The following is a 17,585-nucleotide window of genomic DNA, read 5'->3' on the forward strand; positions in this document are numbered from 1 at the left end:
CCACAGCTTCTTGGCATCCGACACGTTCATGCCGCCAAACTTTGCTTTGTATTTGTAGAAAGTCGCATCACTGATGCCGTAGCGGCGACAAAGCTCCTGGGCTTTCACGCCCGCCTTGTACTCCTTGATCATTCCAATGATCTGTTCGTCTGAAAATCTGCGTTTCATGATCCATCCTTTTCTTGGACGGATTACTAACACCTCAAGGGCCTGATTTCAGGGGGCTGGGTCATGACCTGTCAGGCGGTGAAGAAACTGGAAGGCAGCAGGCGAAAGCTGCGTTATCGCCTGAACATTGACAGTGCACGGGTAGTTCAATTGTCAGGGCAAGTGTCGGGCATCCTGAGTGCAGCTAAAAGGCACTTGCTCAGGACACCCGGCTTTGACTAGCAAACTGTTCGTCTTGTCCGGCGCGACCCGGTGTCAGTTCTGGCGTTCAATCGGGGGGCAATTCCTGACTTCGTTCAAAATCAACTCAACCAATTCGAATTGCGACTGTCCGTTGACGTCTTCGAAATAGATATGGCTTGGCCAGGACTGTCCCACGTGGTTGTCATCGGGCAGATCCACGGATTCGCAGACCCGCTTGATCGCCGCCACGAAAAGCCCGGCCTTCGCCGCTGTCTCGGTCTTTACGGCCTGCAGGTCTTCGATGCTGTTCCGGTCGATCTCAGGCGAGCCGATGCCAATGGTCAAAGGCATGTTTCGCTGGATCGCCTGTTCTTCATAGAAGGACACGTCTACCTTGTCGGCTTCCAGTCGCATGATAAACAGCGGATTGACGCTGACCTTTGCCTCTGTCAACTCCAGCAGTCCGCCTTTGTCTCCAGCAGCTGTGTCGGCACTGACAGCCCCACGGCGGCGTGATGATCGGCCCTTTTTCTTGACCTCGGCTACGAAATCACCGCGATAGTTGTTGTCAAAAACACGGTCGGCATAGGGTCTGTCTCGGAGCATGTGCCGGATCGAACGGATCGACATGGTCTTGCAGTTCTCGGGCCCGATGAAAAAGGGTGAACCCGACGCGTCCGACAGTTCTACCCAGCCGTCGGGGAAGGTCTCGAAGTGGTGGTCCATCCAAGGCACCAATACCGTGTCGCCCAAGTGGTTTAACAGGGCGTTCACGTTGTCGGGATCATTGACGACATCGGCCAGCAAAGGTTCCTGACCGTAGATATCCGCAGCCAGGCTATAGGGGGCCGTAATCTGCAATGTCGGGCTGGCCCCCGTCAATTCCTGTGTAACCCGCAGGATATTATCGATTGCCAGCGGCACACCCGATGTGAAATCTGGCGTTGTCAATTCCCGCCAGTTGTCCTTGTTGATCAGCATGTTATCGGGGTCAGCGCCGGGTGGAAATTTGTCCGGATACATCATTGCCTGTCCCAGGGGTTCGCAGGTCCAGGCGTAAAGGGCCCAGGTCATGTAAAACTTGCTGATCCCCAAAAGGCGGCTGATGGCGAGATTGGCCCGCACATAACGATAGGGGTCTTCGTGGTAATACTCGTGCGTTTCAATTCCGTAGAGGTCATGCAGAATGGACAGTGCCAGCATGTGGACTGAAGCGGTTGAATGCACCTTGTCCGCAGGCGCATCGATTTTGAAATTCTCGTCGAATTCACCTGCGATGGCAGAATCAAGAAATTTGGTGATTTCTTCTTTGGCGGCCGGGTCATCAGCTTGCCAGCGTCGCAGAAGATGTAACCCCTTTGGGAATGGATAGTCTTCCAGATCGGTCATGGTTCAGCATCGCCTTTTGTCTTACTTCGGTCGCAACGGACCGGACCTAATTTTACAAAACGGCTATTCTGAATTGGATAGATAGAATATACCCAATTCAAGAATTTCTATAGACCCATTCTGAGAGCACTGATGCTGAAGCCTCCCAAAGACGCGTTACTGCAGAACATTCGCATAAATCGTGCTGCGCCCGTCCCGATATATCGTCAACTTGATAGTGCTTTGCGCAGGCTGATCCTTGATGGGACGTTGCGACCAGCACAGAAACTGCCGTCGACGCGCGACTTGGCGCTAGGCCTCGGCGTGTCACGCATTACGGTGAAATCCGTATATGAGCAGCTGGTCGCCGAAGGATATGTCGAAGCAAGGACCGGTGCTGGGACTTTCGTATCCCACGAGCTGGATCTGAAAACTGCGCCTGAAAATCAGCGACCACGACGTCGGATAAAATCGTCGGGCGTTGAGATTTCCGGGCGGGCAAGAACGATCATGTCGTCCAGAGCCACAGCCCGCCACGGAGAAACGGACCCGTTTCGGCCCGGCGTACCCGCGCTGGATTTGTTCCCCGTGAAAACATGGAACAGGTATCTTGCAGAGGCGATGGCCTGCGATGAGCGCCGCAATCTCAGCTATGGATCAGTCACTGGAAGCGCGGCTTTGCGGGCATCAATCGCCCGGCATCTGACGGACGCGCGCAGCATGCAGGTCGATCCTGATCAGATTGTCATCACATCTGGCGCGCAACAGGCATTTGTATTGATCTCCTTTGTGTTGCTGAACCAAGGAGACACAGTCTGGTATGAAAATCCCGGTCATATTGCCGGGCGCGACGTCATGCAGGCCATGGGGGCAAAGATTGCGCCCGTACCGATTGATAACGAGGGGCTGGATCTTGACCATGCGATATCCCGCCACCCCAGACCCACGATTATTTTCACGACCCCGTCGCACCAGCAGCCTTTGGGAACCACAATGTCCCTTACACGGCGATTGGCGCTCCTGAACTATGCGCAAGAAAACGGCGCGTGGATCATTGAAGATGATTACGACAGTGAGTTCCGGTACCGCGGTAGACCTTTGCCGGCCCTTAGCGCGCTGGATACGGAACGACGGGTTTTCTATGTCGGGACGTTTTCGAAATCGTTGTTTGCCTCTGTTCGGATTGGATACATCGTACTGCCCCCCGGGCTTACCGACACGTTCGCCAAGGCGCGAAATCTTCTGGGCCAGAGTTCCTCGGCGGTTGTCGAACACACTCTGGCCCGGTTCATGGATGATGGGTGTTTCGTCGAGCATATCCGCAGAATGCGCAGAATCTATCGCGATCGGCGCGACACCTTGTTTCAGTGCCTGAAGCAGGATTGTGCAGATCATGTCGATGTTCAGCCAACAGACGCCGGCATGCACATGCTGGCATGGCTCAGGGGCGGTTTAGATGATCAGGTGGCGCATTCCGCCCTGCTGGAGGCCGGGATAGACTCGTTGCCGCTGTCGGTCTACGCGACCGAGGCCATTGCCGATCCAGCCCTTGTTCTGGGTTTTTCCGGAGTCAGTGAAAACCGTATTCCGAAACTGGTGAAACGCCTGTCTGAAACGCTGGCTGACCTAAAGCGCTGGCGATAAATGCCGGTGAGGGTTGATGATGCTTACGATTGCCATCAGGGCGCTTCTCGCGTCACAGAAGACGGAGCGCCTTGCGTGTCGGTAAGCTCGGGTCGAAAGTCGACTGTTCCGCTTAGCAATTATGTCAGATCAAGCGCGGGCAGCGTGGTAGTTACCTCCTTGTCGTAGCGGAATGACCGAACATGGATCTGAACACGCAGGCCTTAAAGCCAGAGTATACCTGTGACACAAGGTTTTGCCCCACACCGACCCTCTTGAGACCCGAGGCAGAGATTTATGCTTCGACTTCGGCGCCTGGTTCGTGCTTTTTGAATTGCTGATCGAACAGGCTGCGGAACCTGCCATTCTTTTGCATCAGCTCATCGAGATTGCCTTGCTCGATAACCGCGCCGTCCTGTACGACCATGATATTGTCCGCCTCCAGAATAGTGGACAGACGGTGGGCAATCACGATCACGGTCACATCCTGCGTCAACGCATCAAGAGCCTCTTTGACCAAAGATTCGGACTCTGCGTCCAGCGCGCTGGTTGCCTCGTCCAACAGCAGAATTTCAGCTTTTCGCAATATGGCTCGGGCGATTGCAATGCGCTGCTTCTGACCGCCGGACAGGAACGTTCCGTTCTCGCCAACATGCGTGTTGTATCCTTCGGGCAGCTCACTGATGAATGTGTGCGCGTGGGCGGCCTGTGCTGCGGCGACGACTTCTTCATCCGTGGCATCCGGCGCGGAACAGCGCAGGTTCTCCATCACAGAAGTTGAAAACAGGAAGGTATCCTGTCCAACATATGAAATCTTTCGGCGCAGCGATGCAAAACTGATGCCACGCAAGTCCTGACCATCGATTTCAACGCCGCCTTGGTCGGGGTCATAAAACCGCATGATCAAGCCGAAAATCGTTGATTTGCCGCCGCCGGATTGCCCCACCAGCGCGGTTGTTTTGCGGGCTTCGAAGGTCACATCCATTTCTTCGATGACCGGAATGGCGCCGTGGTAGCCAAAAGTCACGTTGCGCAGGGCGATCTCACCCGGTCCGTCGAGCAGATCATGCGCGTCAGGGCTTTCCTGCATCGTGTCTTCCTGATCCAGCAATCCGAACAGCATGCCAACCCCGACCATACAGGCCTCGATCTTTACGCGCATCTTTGACAAGCGTTTGGCAGGCTCATACGCCATCAGCAATGCGGTAATAAAGGACATCAACTGACCGGCCGTGGGTTGCTCGCTACCTGCAAGCCCCATAGTGCTGACGACCAGAACGCCGGCAATGGCCAACCCGGCCAGAAACTCCATCAGCGGGCTGGCGATGGATTGCAGTTTGGCGATGTCGTTCGAGCGTTGTTCGACCTTGCGAATTGCGGTTTCCATGCGGTCGATCATCCGGTCTTCCAGCGAAAATACCTTGATTATTTTGATGCCAGCGGATGTTTCTTGCAGGACACGGATGATTTCAGCCAGCGATTTGAACTCTGCCTGCATAATGGCGCGCACGCTTTTCAACAGATAGCGAACCCCCAACAAGGCCACCGGACCCATGACGAAGAACATGATCGACAGTATGGGTTGTTGATAAACCATGACAACGACAAGCCCCACCAGCGTCAGCGCATCACGTACGAAACCTGTGACCAGCACATCGATAAGTTGACGCGCGGCTTGCGCGCCGTTGGTTGTTCGCATCAAAAGATCGGACGACTCGTTCGCACTAAAGAATGCGATGCCATGGTTCAGCAGTTTGCGGTAAACTCGTTCTTGTTGCGCAGCAACAATCCGATTGCCCGCGCGGGCAAGATACATGGACTGGATATACGACGCGACCGCCTTGGCAAGGAATAGGCCAACAACACCCAGAGCAATTATATGAGCCCAACCACGCATCTCGGGGTTGGTCATGGCGTCAACAATGTACTCCATCATGAAGGCCGAGCCTGCGGTCGTCACTGCGACCATGATCATTGCAAAAATCGCAACGCCGTACAGTCCGCCCTGCGCATAAAAGCTCTCGCCGATGAGGCGGCCCATATAGCCTGATCGCCACTTGTTCCAAGCGCGCTTTACCATTGCATTCTCCAGATCATGAAACCATGCGCTCGCTCAGATAGCCTATAATCGTTTCAGCCTAAAGGGTAGATGATGCAAGGTGGCGGACTTGCCCTTTCCGAACGCTTAGAGATCGCTAGTTAGTTACTGGGCTCGGGATAAGCAAGCGTGCAGAATTTAGCCGGGTTACCTGATACCGCCAATACGACGTCCGAATCCTTTCTTCGAGTCGTGTAAATGCCATGCAGTTGAACGGCCAATATTCCCTTTCTATTTGGTGCATCGGCCTGTCGATTTTTTGATGCACTTCGCTGATCAGGGTTCTGCGCGATTTACCTTGCGCAGATTGGGTGACTTCGAAGCCACAGCGACTTTTGCATCGGTAATTCAACTGCCATCCAGGATTTGATTTGGAAGTCTCAGTGTGGTAGTTTCCCGCAAGCTCTTTGTTGCACTATATTTTTCTGGATTGTCCGGTAAACTGCAAGTTTGAGTTGCAAATCAGAGCGGATTATTGCCGCTATGGGTTGCTGTGTTGGGTATTGGTTAATGGAGCCGTTATTATTGCTTGTACTTGTCAAATACGACTTCTAGTAACGCATCAAATTTTTTTCGGTGGTAGCAATTGTCAATCAAGGCCATCATTCTGAGTCTGCCAAAAGATGTGGCGCGGCGACGCTCCTGTGAGAGCGAGCTTGCGCATCTTGGCTTGGAGCATCAATTCTCTGATGCAATTCCCGGCGATCAGCTGGAAGAGGCTGACATGCGGCGGATTTATGATGCCGAAATGAACCGCAGTAAGTTCAAACGCCCGCTGAGCCGCAGTGAGGTCGCCTGCACGTTGGGGCATCGTCAGATCTGGCAGAAGGTCGCTGCCTCGGAGGATCATCTATGCCTTGTTCTGGAAGATGATGCGACATTTGTTCAAGACCCCAGGCCCTTTCTGGATGCCATTGGTCAATGTCCCGAGTGTTTCGAAGACGTCATGATCAAATTGGATGGCGTGCCTTGCAAAACTGCACAGGTGTTGAAAACGATCGGGAAACAAAACCTTATACTGTCTGATCGCCTGCCACCCAGAACCACAGGGTACATTCTTGGTCGACGCGCCGCAGCACGATTGGTGGAACTTGATGCTCCGATTTCGCGGCCGGTTGACATAGATCTGAAGTTCTATTGGGAGCACAAGGTGCCTATCCTGACGCTTCGGGAGCAGATGGTTGCAGAGCGCGAGGCGTTTGACAGCAATATCGAAGCGTGCCGTCGGGAGGCCAAAACCGGATCAACGCTAAGCAGATTTGTCCGAAACCTTCTCTATCAATCCAGATACACTTATGGACGGTTGAGCCATCCCTTGAAGCCAGAGATGATTGAAGGCCTTGGCCCCTTGTTGCGGGGCGAACATCAGGTTCGGAACCGTATATGAAGAAGAACCTTGTGGTTGTCCGCGCCGGCAGCAAGTCATTGCATCATCGGTGGCAAGAGATCGGGTATGAAGATCGTAACTATGATCTTCTGGTCAGCTATTTTTCAGATGACGCCTACGCAAGATTTGTACCGGAGCCCGGCGTCGAGGCTGTATTGGTAAAAGGCGGTAAATGGGACGGTCTGTTCGGAACGCTTTCTGATCGCGACCTGAGCCAGTATGACTATTTTTGGCTTCCGGATGACGATCTGGATATCAGTGCATCGGATGTGAACGCTTTGTTCGAGTCCATGCTGGTATATGGTTTGCGTATAGCACAACCGTCACTAACCCTGGATAGCTATTTCTCTCACTTCGTATTCAGTCAATGCCCGGGTTTCGTGTTGCGGTACACCAACTACATCGAGATTATGGCCCCGTGCATGCACCGGGATATCCTGATGAAAGCCCTGCCTTTATTCCGAGGCACGATGAGCGGGTATGGGTTGGACTATATCTGGTGTCGCTGGGCAGAAGCCGGAGCATTTCGCACTGCCATTCTCGATGAGATCGCAATGCACCATACCCGGCCGATCGGAAAGAACCTGAAGGCGGTTATGGCAGAGACCAGCAAGCTCAGTTCAGAAGAGGAAGAGGCGGTGCTCAAGGATATGTTTGATCTGTCGCGCCGCACTGTTCCTGTCGTGTATGCGGCGATTTTACAGGGAGGGCAGCCGATTTCGGGCCGGATCCAGGTAGGGTGGCGCATGTGTCGCGGCTGGATGTCGGTTCTGTCCAATTTTCGCAGCGCCAGCGAAGCGCGGGCGGGGATTTTCAAGATCGCCCGCCGTCAGTTGAGCAAGCCATTGGATATGACAACGATTTCGCTGAAATCAGCAAAGGTGCAAAACTGATCTGCGATTAACAGGTCAGTCTGCACTTCAAATAATGTGTTGTCCGCAGACAAAGCGGACGGTCAACGCCGAAATGAGAAGGTATCTAAATGAAAACGCGTCAATTCTTGATGGTTGGTGCCGGACTGTCCGGTGCGGTGATCGGTCGCGAGCTGGCAGAGCATGGGCACGAAGTCACGATCGTGGACAGCCGCAGTCATATCGGTGGCAATTGTCATACGGAACGTGATGCCGACACTGATGTCATGGTTCACGTTTATGGGCCACACATCTTCCATACGGACGACGAAGAAGTTTGGAATTACGTAAATCGTTACGCCAATTTTCTGCCCTACAAGAACCGGGTCAAGACAACCTCCAAGGGTCAGGTCTTTTCGCTGCCGGTGAATTTGCACACCATCAACCAGTTCTTCGGCAAGACCATGCGCCCGGACGAAGCGCACGCCTTTATCACGCAAGAACAGGCCGACACGTCGATCGCTGACCCGCAAAGTTTCGAAGAGCAGGCGATGCGCTTTGTTGGTCGTGATTTGTACGAGGCGTTCTTCAAGGGCTACACCATCAAACAGTGGGGCTGCCATCCGTCTGAACTGCCTGCGTCGATCCTCAAACGTCTTCCGGTGCGGTTCAACTACGACGACAACTACTTCTTTCACAAATTTCAGGGTATGCCCGAGAATGGGTACACGGACATGATCGCGGGTATCCTTGATCACCCGTCGATCACGGTGAAGCTGAACACCACTTTCGAGCGCAGCATGAGCGACGAGTTCGATCACGTTTTCTACTCTGGCCCGCTGGATGGTTATTTTGATTACGAGCTGGGTCGTCTTGGATATCGCACGCTTGACTTTGAACGCTTCACCTATGACGGAGATTATCAGGGCTGTGCGGTCATGAACTACGGCGAGGAAAAAGTGCCATATACCCGCATTACCGAGCATAAGCATTTTGCTCCTTGGGAAGCGCATGATGGGTCGGTATGCTACCGCGAGTTTTCCCGCGCGGCCGGACCTGACGATATTCCCTATTATCCAATCCGTCAGGTGAAAGAAAAAGCACTGCTGAACGAATATGTCGAGCGGGCCAACAAGGCGCAGAATGTTACCTTTGTAGGGCGTCTCGGCACGTATCGCTATCTGGACATGGACGTCACCATCCGAGAATCATTGGATACCGCAAAAGCGGCGCTGGAGGCAGTGTCCGAAGGCAAGGCGCTGACACCGTTTTTTGTTTCGGTCCTCTGAAAGGGTCCGAAATCACCTAATGTTACTAGTTTACGCGGGTTTCTAGGCGGCATCTGCATCTATTCGGAGATGCGTTGTACTTGACTGAGCCGCTCCACTAAGGAGCAGAAATTGAGACTATTCCATTAGTCTGTTTGACAAAGGAGTTAGAAAATGGCCGATCAGAGGCAAACGGGTGGAATGACCACGCTGCAATCGCTGATGTGGCCCGAGCTGGGAATCTGCACGGAACGCGAGCTGTATCTGCGCACCGAAGGGGCTGCGGCCGTCTCGGTCGAGCGCCAAAGCGTTCATTTGGCAACCGGGGCAGGCCTTTCATTTGATACTTGGTTCAACCTGTTCAATTTGGGGCGCTGGGTACAGGATTGTGCCCTTCAATCCCTCGTTTTGCAGTTGGAAGGGTCGGGGCAGTTCGAGCTGGCCGTAACGTTGGCGACAAATGCCGAGTCCAGAGAGCAGGTCCTCTGTGAATATGTCCAATTCCCCAAGGAGGAATTGCTGGAATTGGACCTATCCCATCTACTGCGCGCGCCATTTGGTAATGGTGTGTTGTTTTTTGAGTTGCGCGCGTTGAGTACGGGCGAACTGCGTTCCGCTCGCTGGCAGACTGCTGACCGAGCACAACGCGAGCCCAATATGGCTATTGCCATTACCACATTCCGCCGCGAAGCCGAAGTGACCCGCACTGTTGAACGCTTTACCGCCTTCCGGGAACAGTCATGGTTGAAGGACCATGTGCAGATGATCGTTACCGACAATGGTCAGACGGTTGATTTGTCTCCGCCGGAAGGCGTCAGCCTGATACCCAATGAAAACCTTGGCGGTGCCGGTGGCTTTACCCGCGGTCTTTTGGAAGCGCGCGCGCGCGGAGCCACGCATTGTTTGTTCATGGATGATGATGCCTCGATCCATATGGAAAGCCTTGAGCGGACCTGGATGCTTCTGGCGTATGCCCGTGATCCGAAAACGGCGGTTGCCGGGGCGATGATCAGTGAACACTGCCGTTGGAAGATTTGGGAAAATGGCGCGGTTTTCCGCAGCCGGTGCAGACCGCTGCACATGGGCTCAGACCTGCGGGAACTCGATCAAGTGGTTTCAATGGAAAACCAGACAATCGAACCGGCTCCAGATAATTTTTATGGTGCGTGGTGGTTTTTCGCCTTCCCGCTGGAAGAGGCAAAACATCTGGCTTTCCCATTTTTTGTGCGCGGCGATGATATTTCTTTTTCGTTGGCCAACGATTTTAACATCGTCACCCTCAACGGTGTGGTTTCTTTCCAAGAAAGCTTCACCGAGAAAGAAAGCCCGCAAACTTTGTATCTGGATTTGCGCAGCCATATGGCACATCACCTCAGCCTGCCGGTGCTCGATATTGGCCGTTGGGGCGTTCTGAAAATTGCCGTATCTTTTGTGATGCGCAATCTGCAACGGATGCACTATGACACTTTGGAAGCCCTCAATCTGGCGTTCGAAGACGTGATGGAAGGACCGGAGTTTTTTGATCGCAATGCCGATATGGCGCAACGGCGCGCCGACTTGAAGGCGTTGACCCGGGATGAGGCTTGGCAAGTACTGGAAAGCCCCTCGAAGTTGCGGCAAGTGCGTAAAAAGAAAGCACGTAAAGGTGTGCGATTGCTGGGTAAACTTACCTTGAATGGGCATTTGATACCCTGGTTCGGATACTTTGGTCGTAGGATTACCGTCAGGGCGGATGAGAGAGTCGATATCGCCTTTGCTTGGGGCGCGAGAGAGATCACCTACCTGAATTCTGCACAAGACAGATGTTACACCGTCCGCCATTCAAAGCGTCGCGCTTTGCAGCAGATCTGGCGCCTGATGGGGAATTCGCGGCGTTTTCTCAAGGACTATGACCGCCTGCTGTCCCTTTATCGAGACAAGTATAGTTACCTGACCAGTGAAGGTTACTGGAGAGAGAAACTGGCGATGACATCCGGAAGCGATGGGAAGCAAGAAGCTGCAGAATGAAATAAGCAGGCGGGTGTTTCCAATTTGATTGGCTCCCCGCCTTTTCAAGATGCGCTCATTTTCCACCCGGCTGGTTGCATGTCCATATCAGGGTTGAACAGCTTGGTCATGGCGTAGTGGAGGCGATTGGTATCGGTTGATAATCTACTCCACAATGTTTGAGCAGTTTCCGTATCGGTTCGTCCAATACCTCGCACAGCTGTCGGGGCCCAGTGTGTTTGATGTTCTCCAAAACGAAACCCTGCGAGGGTACCAGCCGATGATCGCGACAACATACAGCACCCCACGATGCATGGGCAGGTAGGTGATCTCGGTACACTAAATTTGGTTGCGGCGTTCGGCCAGCGGCCCTTTTGTTCTTCTCTTTCTGAGGTTCCTTTGTCGCGCTGTTTGAAGATATCAGAAACGCCTACCAACAGCACTCACTTCCAGCCATGGATCATCAAACGGTGCATTCCAACTGACGGACCCGTTCAACCACCGCCCGTTCGCCTTTCAGCGTGGAAAGGCGAACCAGACCTTGAATTCGAGTAAGTGCGTCCTCTGGTTTGGCGGCCGTCCGAAGCCAAGAGGACTTCGTAAATTTACCTAAGACAAGAGCAAGCTTGATAACTTCTGTGCTCCATCCTGCAAAATGTGCAGGAATTGCATCAAGCTGTCCAAATCATGGCGTTGGGTGGGCGCATGAACGGATAATGTAGCGACCAGTCTCTTTTGCCCATCTAAAATCGGAACCGCGATGGCCGCCATTCCGGGCATGAATTCTTCGTTGTCGGTCGAGTATCCGTTCTGCGAAATGCGTTGCATCTCATCGCGCAAAACCTCGGGATCAGTTAGTGTTCGCTCTGTATGAGGAAGCAATTTCCGCGCGGAAAGATAGCCATCCATTGTGTTCTGACGAAGGGTGGACAGATACATCTTCCCACTTGCGGTGCTATGAAAAGGCACCTGGGTCCCAATTGGCAACTGAATTCGCAGCGGCCACTTGGTTTCGACCCTGTCGAGATAGATCATCCCCTCTCTGTCAGGGATAGCAAGATTACAGGTCTCTCCGATCTCGTCGGCGACGCCCTGCAGAATCGCAAGGCGCGCGGTTCGCAGATGCTCGGCGGACATTGTGTTGACCGACAGTTGCCGCATACGGGGTCCGGGACCATAGGACCGGCCATCCAGATCACGTTGGAGAAACCCTTCAGCCTCGGCTGTTTGCAGCAACCGGTGGATCGTCGGCTTTGCCAAACCAAGTGCATCGATCAAATCCGACGGCTTTACTGCTACTCCACGCTTTGCCACTTCCTCGATGATAAGCAGCAAGCGCAGATTGGTCGGTATCTGGGTGTCTTTTTCTGGGGCGTCGGTATTTCTCATCCCGCTACAGTCTAGTTGTTTGGCAGCAGTATCAAGGCCAGATCCGGTACCAGTGAAACCAATATCCATACCGAAAGCAACGCAATCAAATAGGGCACCGTGTACCGCAGCAGGCGGAAGTAGGGCACGCCTGTTACGCCTGATGCGACATAAAGGTTAAGACCGTAAGGTGGTGTGATGAAACCGATCGAAGCGCCGACCAGAAAGATCACAGAGAAGTGGATGGGATCAACGCCGACGGATGCCGCAATGGGCGCAAGGATCGGAGCAAGGATGATTGTCACCGGAAGGCTTTCCAGCACCATCCCGGAGAAAAAGACAATGACCATCGACGTAAAAAGAACCGCGTAATAGCCGCCCATGGAAGTCACAAAGTCTCCGATGGTTTGTTGCGCACCCAGCAGCGACAGGATCTGTTGCATGACAACCGAAATGGCGATCAGTGGCGCGAGGATGCCGGTGATTTGGGCGGAGCGGATTACAATTGAGGGGATTTCCGGGATCGTGAACCCTTCGACGACCAGCATTTCCGCAAAGCTCTTGTCGACCGGCGAGACATCATCGCGCGCGCCCATGATGCGGTTGATCGGATAACTCACAAGGCCAGCAATCACGCAAAAGCCTACGGTAACGCCTGCCGCTTCGGTCGGGGAAAACTTGCCTGTGTAGATGCCCCAAAGCACCAGGCCGATGGCAAAGAAACCAAGCCATGCGCCGAATGCGGTCTTTAGGATGCGGTTCAGTTGCAAGGGGATCAGATAACCCCAGCCGTTGATCCGGCAGATGATCCAGCAGGCAAGCTGCATGCCGATCACCATCAAAGCTCCGGGTATTATGCCAGCTACGAACAATTCGGAAATTGGCAGGTTCATCAGGAACCCATAAACGATGAAGATGATCGACGGCGGGATAATGATCCCGACGGTGCCACCTGCGGCGGCAGTTGCGGCGCTGAAGCGTTCGTCATAGCCGCCTTTGACCATTTCAGGGTGCAACATCGAACCTATGGTCGCGGTGGTTGCCGAGTTCGACCCCGAGATTGCCGCAAACAGCCCGCAGGCCCCAAGCGAGGCCATGGCCAGCCCTCCGCGTAACCATCCCAGACAGGCATATGCAAAATCGCTAAGCCTGCGCGCGATGCCGGACTTGTTGATCAGATCGCCTGTCAGAATGAACAGCGGCATCGCCAGTAGTGCGAAACCTTTGTTGAAAACGTTCAACAATTCCGCGCCCATATTGTCCAGCGTCAGGCCAAGGACAAACGAACAGCCGATCACCCAATAGCCGATGACCAATAACACTGGAACGCCCAGCATGAAAAGAAAAGTAACCCCGAGAGAGATCAGTGTAACCCATGTTCCGTCTGTCATCAGTCTGCCCCGATCACGGCTTGCTTGATCAGCGGCTCACCGGTTTTCCAGTTGTGAAGATCGTCTGCCAGGTTCTGAAACACGCGCCCAACCATAAGGAAAAACGACAGGGGTGCAGCAAGTAAGAACCACCACTGCATGACGTTGTCGGTGCCCAGCACGATCTGAAAGTTAGAGGCCGATAAAGCCACCAGTCGCGAGGTCGTGACGATGACGATGACGGCAAAAATAAACCACAAGACAGCATCCAGAGAAAGGCAAGCCAGTTGCCCGCCACGCGGCATCGCAGAGCGGAATTCACTGAAACTCAGGTGGGTCCGCAAACGTACATTGTAGGACGCGCCGAACCATGCCATGACCATGAACAAAAGCGGGGGAATGGTCGTTGACCATGGCTCTTGATCGTTGAAAACAAAGCGGTCGATGACGCCCCAGAAAATGATCAATGCAATGGCCAGATAAGAATAGACCATCACGGACCGTTCGAAGTGTCGCTCGATGAGCGGGACTTTGCGATAGATCATCATCACCAGCAGCCCGCCTAAAGCGGCCACAACAGCGCCAAAGACCCATGTTGCGTCAGACTCCAATGCGGATTGTATCTCGAACGAATCCTGGCTGAGTAAGGCGCTGAATATTGCGCCGATATCTGCCCAAAACGACATGAACCCCGTCCTCCCAGTCGGTGTTTAGAGGAACCGACTTGATAAAAGCCGGTTCCACAATCTTTATCAGGCCTCGCCCTTCCACCAACGGCGGGGTTCGACGTTTTCGGCGCGGGTGTCTGCGGGAATTTCACGCGCGATGTCGAAGATTTCCTGATAGGTATCAATACCTCCGGCCCATTTGTTCAACCGCTCGCGCCATTGTGCCCAAGGTTCCGGGTTATGGTTCGGGGCACACATCTCTTCCGCCAGTTTGATCTGATCATCCGCCAAGAACGCCGGGCGCACGCCATTTTCAGCGAAAATAGTGTCAGGCAATTGCGGGTCCGAGAAGCCGACGGTATTAATCAATGCTGCCTCGTTGGCACCCTGAATAAGCGCCTGCGTAAAGTAGGACGATTCCATTACTGCGTCCTGAAGCTCACCCCCCAGACTATCAAAGACCTTGGACGACATCGATGTATGCTCGGTTCCGCAGAAGAACTTGAGGTTCACCGACTGCGAAACAACAGGTGACATATTGGCATAAGCGACAGCCGAGGCCCATGTTTCGGCGCCGTCGATCAGACCTGTTTTTAGCGCATCGAGAGTCTCCTCCCATGCCACAGGAACCGGGTTCAGGTTCAACAACTGCATGGCAATCCGGCCCAGCTGCGTGCCCGTCACACGGTTCTTGGTTCCAAACAGTTCCTCAAGTTTGGTCACCGTCGGTTTGTCCGAAAAAGTCGATCCCATCTGCAGGCCGCGCAGCTCGCAATGGGTAAACAGGAACTTCAGACCGTGCCGTTTTTCAAGCGGGTCACGCAGGATGCGCTGGCTCGCCGGGCTATAGAAGAAATGATACTGCGCCGCGCGGCTGGGGAACATATAGGCATAGTCCAGCACGTTCAGATATGGCGCACCACCCGCCGAATTCTGGGTCGACGCCGCATAGATGTCGACGATGCCCTGCTGGGTTTTCTCGACACAGCTTAGCTGACCGCAGATCTGATTGTCGCCGATGAACTCGATGCGAATCTCGCCGTCTGTGCGCTCTTCCAGATCGCGGGCGAATTCAATCGCACCTGCGCGTTCGATCAGCAGGTTACGTGTGTTGAACCCCGATGCTCCGAATTTCAGCGTGTGTTTCGCTTCTTTCGAAAACCGCTTTTCATAGGTCGATTCAGCCGCGTGTGCCAGATTCGCCAGGCTCATCGCCCCGCCAAATCCGCCGGCCGCCATGAGTGTCGAGCTCATGCCATAGCGCCCGGCCACACGGAAAAAATCCCGCCTTGAAATGCCACTTAATTTCTGTCCGATCTCCATTGCTTGCCTCCCTGTTCGCAATTATTGAGACGTTTTGTATCAAAAAAGGCTAGTATAGTTCTGGCAATTTGCATAGAGTTTTTTTCAACAACCTTGGAAGGAGATCGTCATGGAGGTAGATTATGCAGTCGTCGGAGCCGGGTCTTCAGGCTGTGTTGTCGCCAATCGCCTGAGCGCCGATCCCAACACAACGGTAGCCTTGCTTGAGGCAGGCGGGCGCGATTCCAATCCATGGATTCACATACCCGTTGGGTATTTCAAGACCATGCATAACCCGACGCTCGATTGGTGTTATCGCACAGAACCGGATCCGGGATTGAACGGACGGTCGATTGACTGGCCGCGCGGGAAAGTACTGGGTGGTTCGTCTTCGTTGAATGGCTTGCTTTATGTCCGCGGTCAGAAAGAGGATTATGATCGCTGGCGTCAAATGGGCAATGTTGGATGGGGCTGGGAAGATGTCTTGCCGCTGTTCAAGCGCAGCGAAGACCAAGAGAGGGGAGAAGACGAGTTTCATGGTGTCGGGGGGCCGCTCTCGGTCTCGAACATGCGCATCCAGCGCCCGATTTGTGACGCCTGGGTGGCAGCGGCACAGACAGCGGGATACCCCTTTAACTCTGATTACAATGGCGAAAATCAGGAGGGTGTGGGATATTTTCAGCTGACCACACGAAATGGTCGTCGTTGCAGTGCGGCGGTTGCCTATCTGAAGCCGATCCGAAGCCGGCAAAACCTGAACGTCATTACCCATGCTCTGGTCAGTCGCATTGTGCTGGACGGGAAAAAGGCGACCGGATTGGTATATCGGGATCGTTCGGGGAACGAGAAGACGATCAAGGTTCGTCGCGAAATCATCTTATCGGGCGGCGCGATCAACTCGCCGCAGATTCTGATGCTGTCCGGGATTGGCGATCCGGATCACCTGAAGGAAAACGGTATTGAACCTACACACGCGCTGCCAGGTGTCGGCAAGGGTCTTCAGGACCATTTGCAGGCGCGTCTGGTCTTCAAGTGTAACGAGCCAACGCTGAATGATGAGGTCCGAAGCTTGTTCAATCAGGCGCGAATCGCATTGAAATACGCTCTGTTCCGGGCAGGTCCGATGACCATGGCTGCCAGTCTCGCGACCGGGTTCTTGAAAACACGACCCGACGTCGAAACCCCCGATATTCAGTTTCACGTCCAGCCCTGGTCAGCAGACAGCCCTGGCGAGGGTGTGCATCCATTCTCGGCTTTCACGATGTCCGTTTGCCAGTTGCGGCCAGAGAGCCGTGGGCAATTGCGTCTGAATGGCCCGGATCCAATGCAACACGTCAAAATCATTCCGAATTACCTGTCTACTGAAACGGATTGCAGAACCATCGTCGATGGGGTGAATATTGCCCGGAAAATTGCACGTCATAGCCCTCTGATCTCAAAAATTTCAGAGGAGTTTCGACCCACATCCGAACTACAATGTGATGATTACACAGGCACATTGGATTGGGCGAGATCGAACTCGGTTTCGATTTATCACCCCGCTGGTACATGCGCGATGGGCACGTCAGAAAGCTCTGTCGTTGACCCGAGTCTCAAGGTGCATGGTATCGATAACCTAAGGATTGCTGACTGTTCAATCATGCCTGAGATCGTCAGCGGCAACACCAACGCGCCTGCGATCATGATTGGGGAAAAGGCAAGCGACCTGATCTCTGCAGAACCTTAGTTCACCGAGCTCCAAACTTGCAGATAATTAACGTTTCTGCTTCCCGTGCAGCCCTTTCACGGGAAGTCGTCCGTATAGATTGCTCACGCCGTTCCCAAGCTGAAGTCCAAAGGCAAGATGAACGACATCTAAGCTTTTGAAGGTTTGGTGAACCTGCATCAGATTGGCCGGAACCTGGCCTGTGTGAATTCGGTTGAATCTGCGGCCATTTCCTCCTAG

General features: G+C 53.7%; 13 protein-coding genes. 6 read left to right on the forward strand and 7 right to left on the reverse strand.

The genetic code is table 11. From position 1 onward, the window contains the following. Together HW561_RS18070 and HW561_RS18075 are read right to left on the reverse strand one after the other, a co-directional pair. A partial coding sequence (locus HW561_RS18070) for a transposase (protein WP_176866775.1) occupies positions 1-168 on the reverse strand: 168 nt, incomplete at its 3' end. 255 nt (positions 169-423) lie between these two features. Further along, positions 424-1,740: a uroporphyrinogen decarboxylase/cobalamine-independent methonine synthase family protein gene (locus tag HW561_RS18075; protein WP_176866776.1), complete on the reverse strand. Its 1,317-nt coding sequence runs from the start codon at positions 1,738-1,740 to the stop codon at positions 424-426. 132 nt (positions 1,741-1,872) lie between these two features. Here HW561_RS18075 and pdxR point away from each other — a divergent pair, with 132 nt between their 5' ends. Beyond that, positions 1,873-3,363 (forward strand): MocR-like pyridoxine biosynthesis transcription factor PdxR, encoded by a 1,491-nt coding sequence (gene pdxR, locus HW561_RS18080; RefSeq protein WP_176866777.1) that lies wholly within the window; start codon positions 1,873-1,875, stop codon positions 3,361-3,363. A gap of 274 nt (positions 3,364-3,637) precedes the next feature. On the opposite strand, the gene HW561_RS18085 is transcribed toward pdxR, so the two are convergent. Beyond that, positions 3,638-5,422: an ABC transporter ATP-binding protein gene (locus tag HW561_RS18085; protein ID WP_176866778.1), complete on the reverse strand. Its 1,785-nt coding sequence runs from the start codon at positions 5,420-5,422 to the stop codon at positions 3,638-3,640. Between the two features lie 604 nt (positions 5,423-6,026). Here HW561_RS18085 and HW561_RS18090 point away from each other — a divergent pair. From HW561_RS18090 to HW561_RS18110, 4 genes are all read left to right on the forward strand, one after another. Further along, complete coding sequence (locus tag HW561_RS18090) at positions 6,027-6,827, forward strand: glycosyltransferase family 25 protein (RefSeq protein ID WP_176866779.1); 801 nt, start codon at positions 6,027-6,029, stop codon at positions 6,825-6,827. After that, complete coding sequence (locus HW561_RS18095; protein WP_176866780.1) at positions 6,824-7,720, forward strand: hypothetical protein; 897 nt, start codon at positions 6,824-6,826, stop codon at positions 7,718-7,720. Before HW561_RS18090 ends, HW561_RS18095 begins: the two co-directional genes overlap by 4 nt. Positions 7,721-7,809: 89 nt before the next feature. Beyond that, positions 7,810-8,967: a UDP-galactopyranose mutase gene (glf, locus tag HW561_RS18100; protein WP_176866781.1), complete on the forward strand. Its 1,158-nt coding sequence runs from the start codon at positions 7,810-7,812 to the stop codon at positions 8,965-8,967. Positions 8,968-9,120: 153 nt separating this feature from the next. After that, on the forward strand, positions 9,121-10,953 hold the full coding sequence (locus HW561_RS18110) for a glycosyltransferase (protein ID WP_235962973.1): 1,833 nt from the start codon (positions 9,121-9,123) through the stop codon (positions 10,951-10,953). 588 nt (positions 10,954-11,541) lie between these two features. Here the strand turns inward: HW561_RS18110 and HW561_RS18115 are convergent. The 4 genes from HW561_RS18115 to HW561_RS18130 all read right to left on the reverse strand — a co-directional run bounded on the left by HW561_RS18115 (position 11,542) and on the right by HW561_RS18130 (position 15,661). Next, on the reverse strand, positions 11,542-12,321 hold the full coding sequence (locus HW561_RS18115; protein ID WP_176866784.1) for an IclR family transcriptional regulator: 780 nt from the start codon (positions 12,319-12,321) through the stop codon (positions 11,542-11,544). An 11-nt stretch (positions 12,322-12,332) separates the two neighbouring features. Then, on the reverse strand, positions 12,333-13,691 hold the full coding sequence (locus HW561_RS18120; RefSeq protein ID WP_176866785.1) for a TRAP transporter large permease: 1,359 nt from the start codon (positions 13,689-13,691) through the stop codon (positions 12,333-12,335). After that, entirely contained in the window at positions 13,691-14,356 is a 666-nt protein-coding gene (locus HW561_RS18125) for a TRAP transporter small permease (RefSeq protein ID WP_176866786.1), read from the reverse strand. The genes HW561_RS18120 and HW561_RS18125 overlap by 1 nt, the downstream gene beginning before the upstream one ends. Positions 14,357-14,422: 66 nt before the next feature. Next, on the reverse strand, positions 14,423-15,661 hold the full coding sequence (locus tag HW561_RS18130) for a TRAP transporter substrate-binding protein (protein WP_176866787.1): 1,239 nt from the start codon (positions 15,659-15,661) through the stop codon (positions 14,423-14,425). A gap of 109 nt (positions 15,662-15,770) precedes the next feature. Between HW561_RS18130 and HW561_RS18135 the strand changes: the two genes are divergently transcribed. Next, positions 15,771-17,366 (forward strand): GMC family oxidoreductase, encoded by a 1,596-nt coding sequence (locus tag HW561_RS18135; protein WP_176866788.1) that lies wholly within the window; start codon positions 15,771-15,773, stop codon positions 17,364-17,366. The last annotated feature ends 219 nt before the right edge of the window (positions 17,367-17,585 follow it).

The organism is Ruegeria haliotis, from assembly GCF_013377785.1.
In the GTDB taxonomy this organism is placed as follows: domain Bacteria; phylum Pseudomonadota; class Alphaproteobacteria; order Rhodobacterales; family Rhodobacteraceae; genus Ruegeria; species Ruegeria haliotis.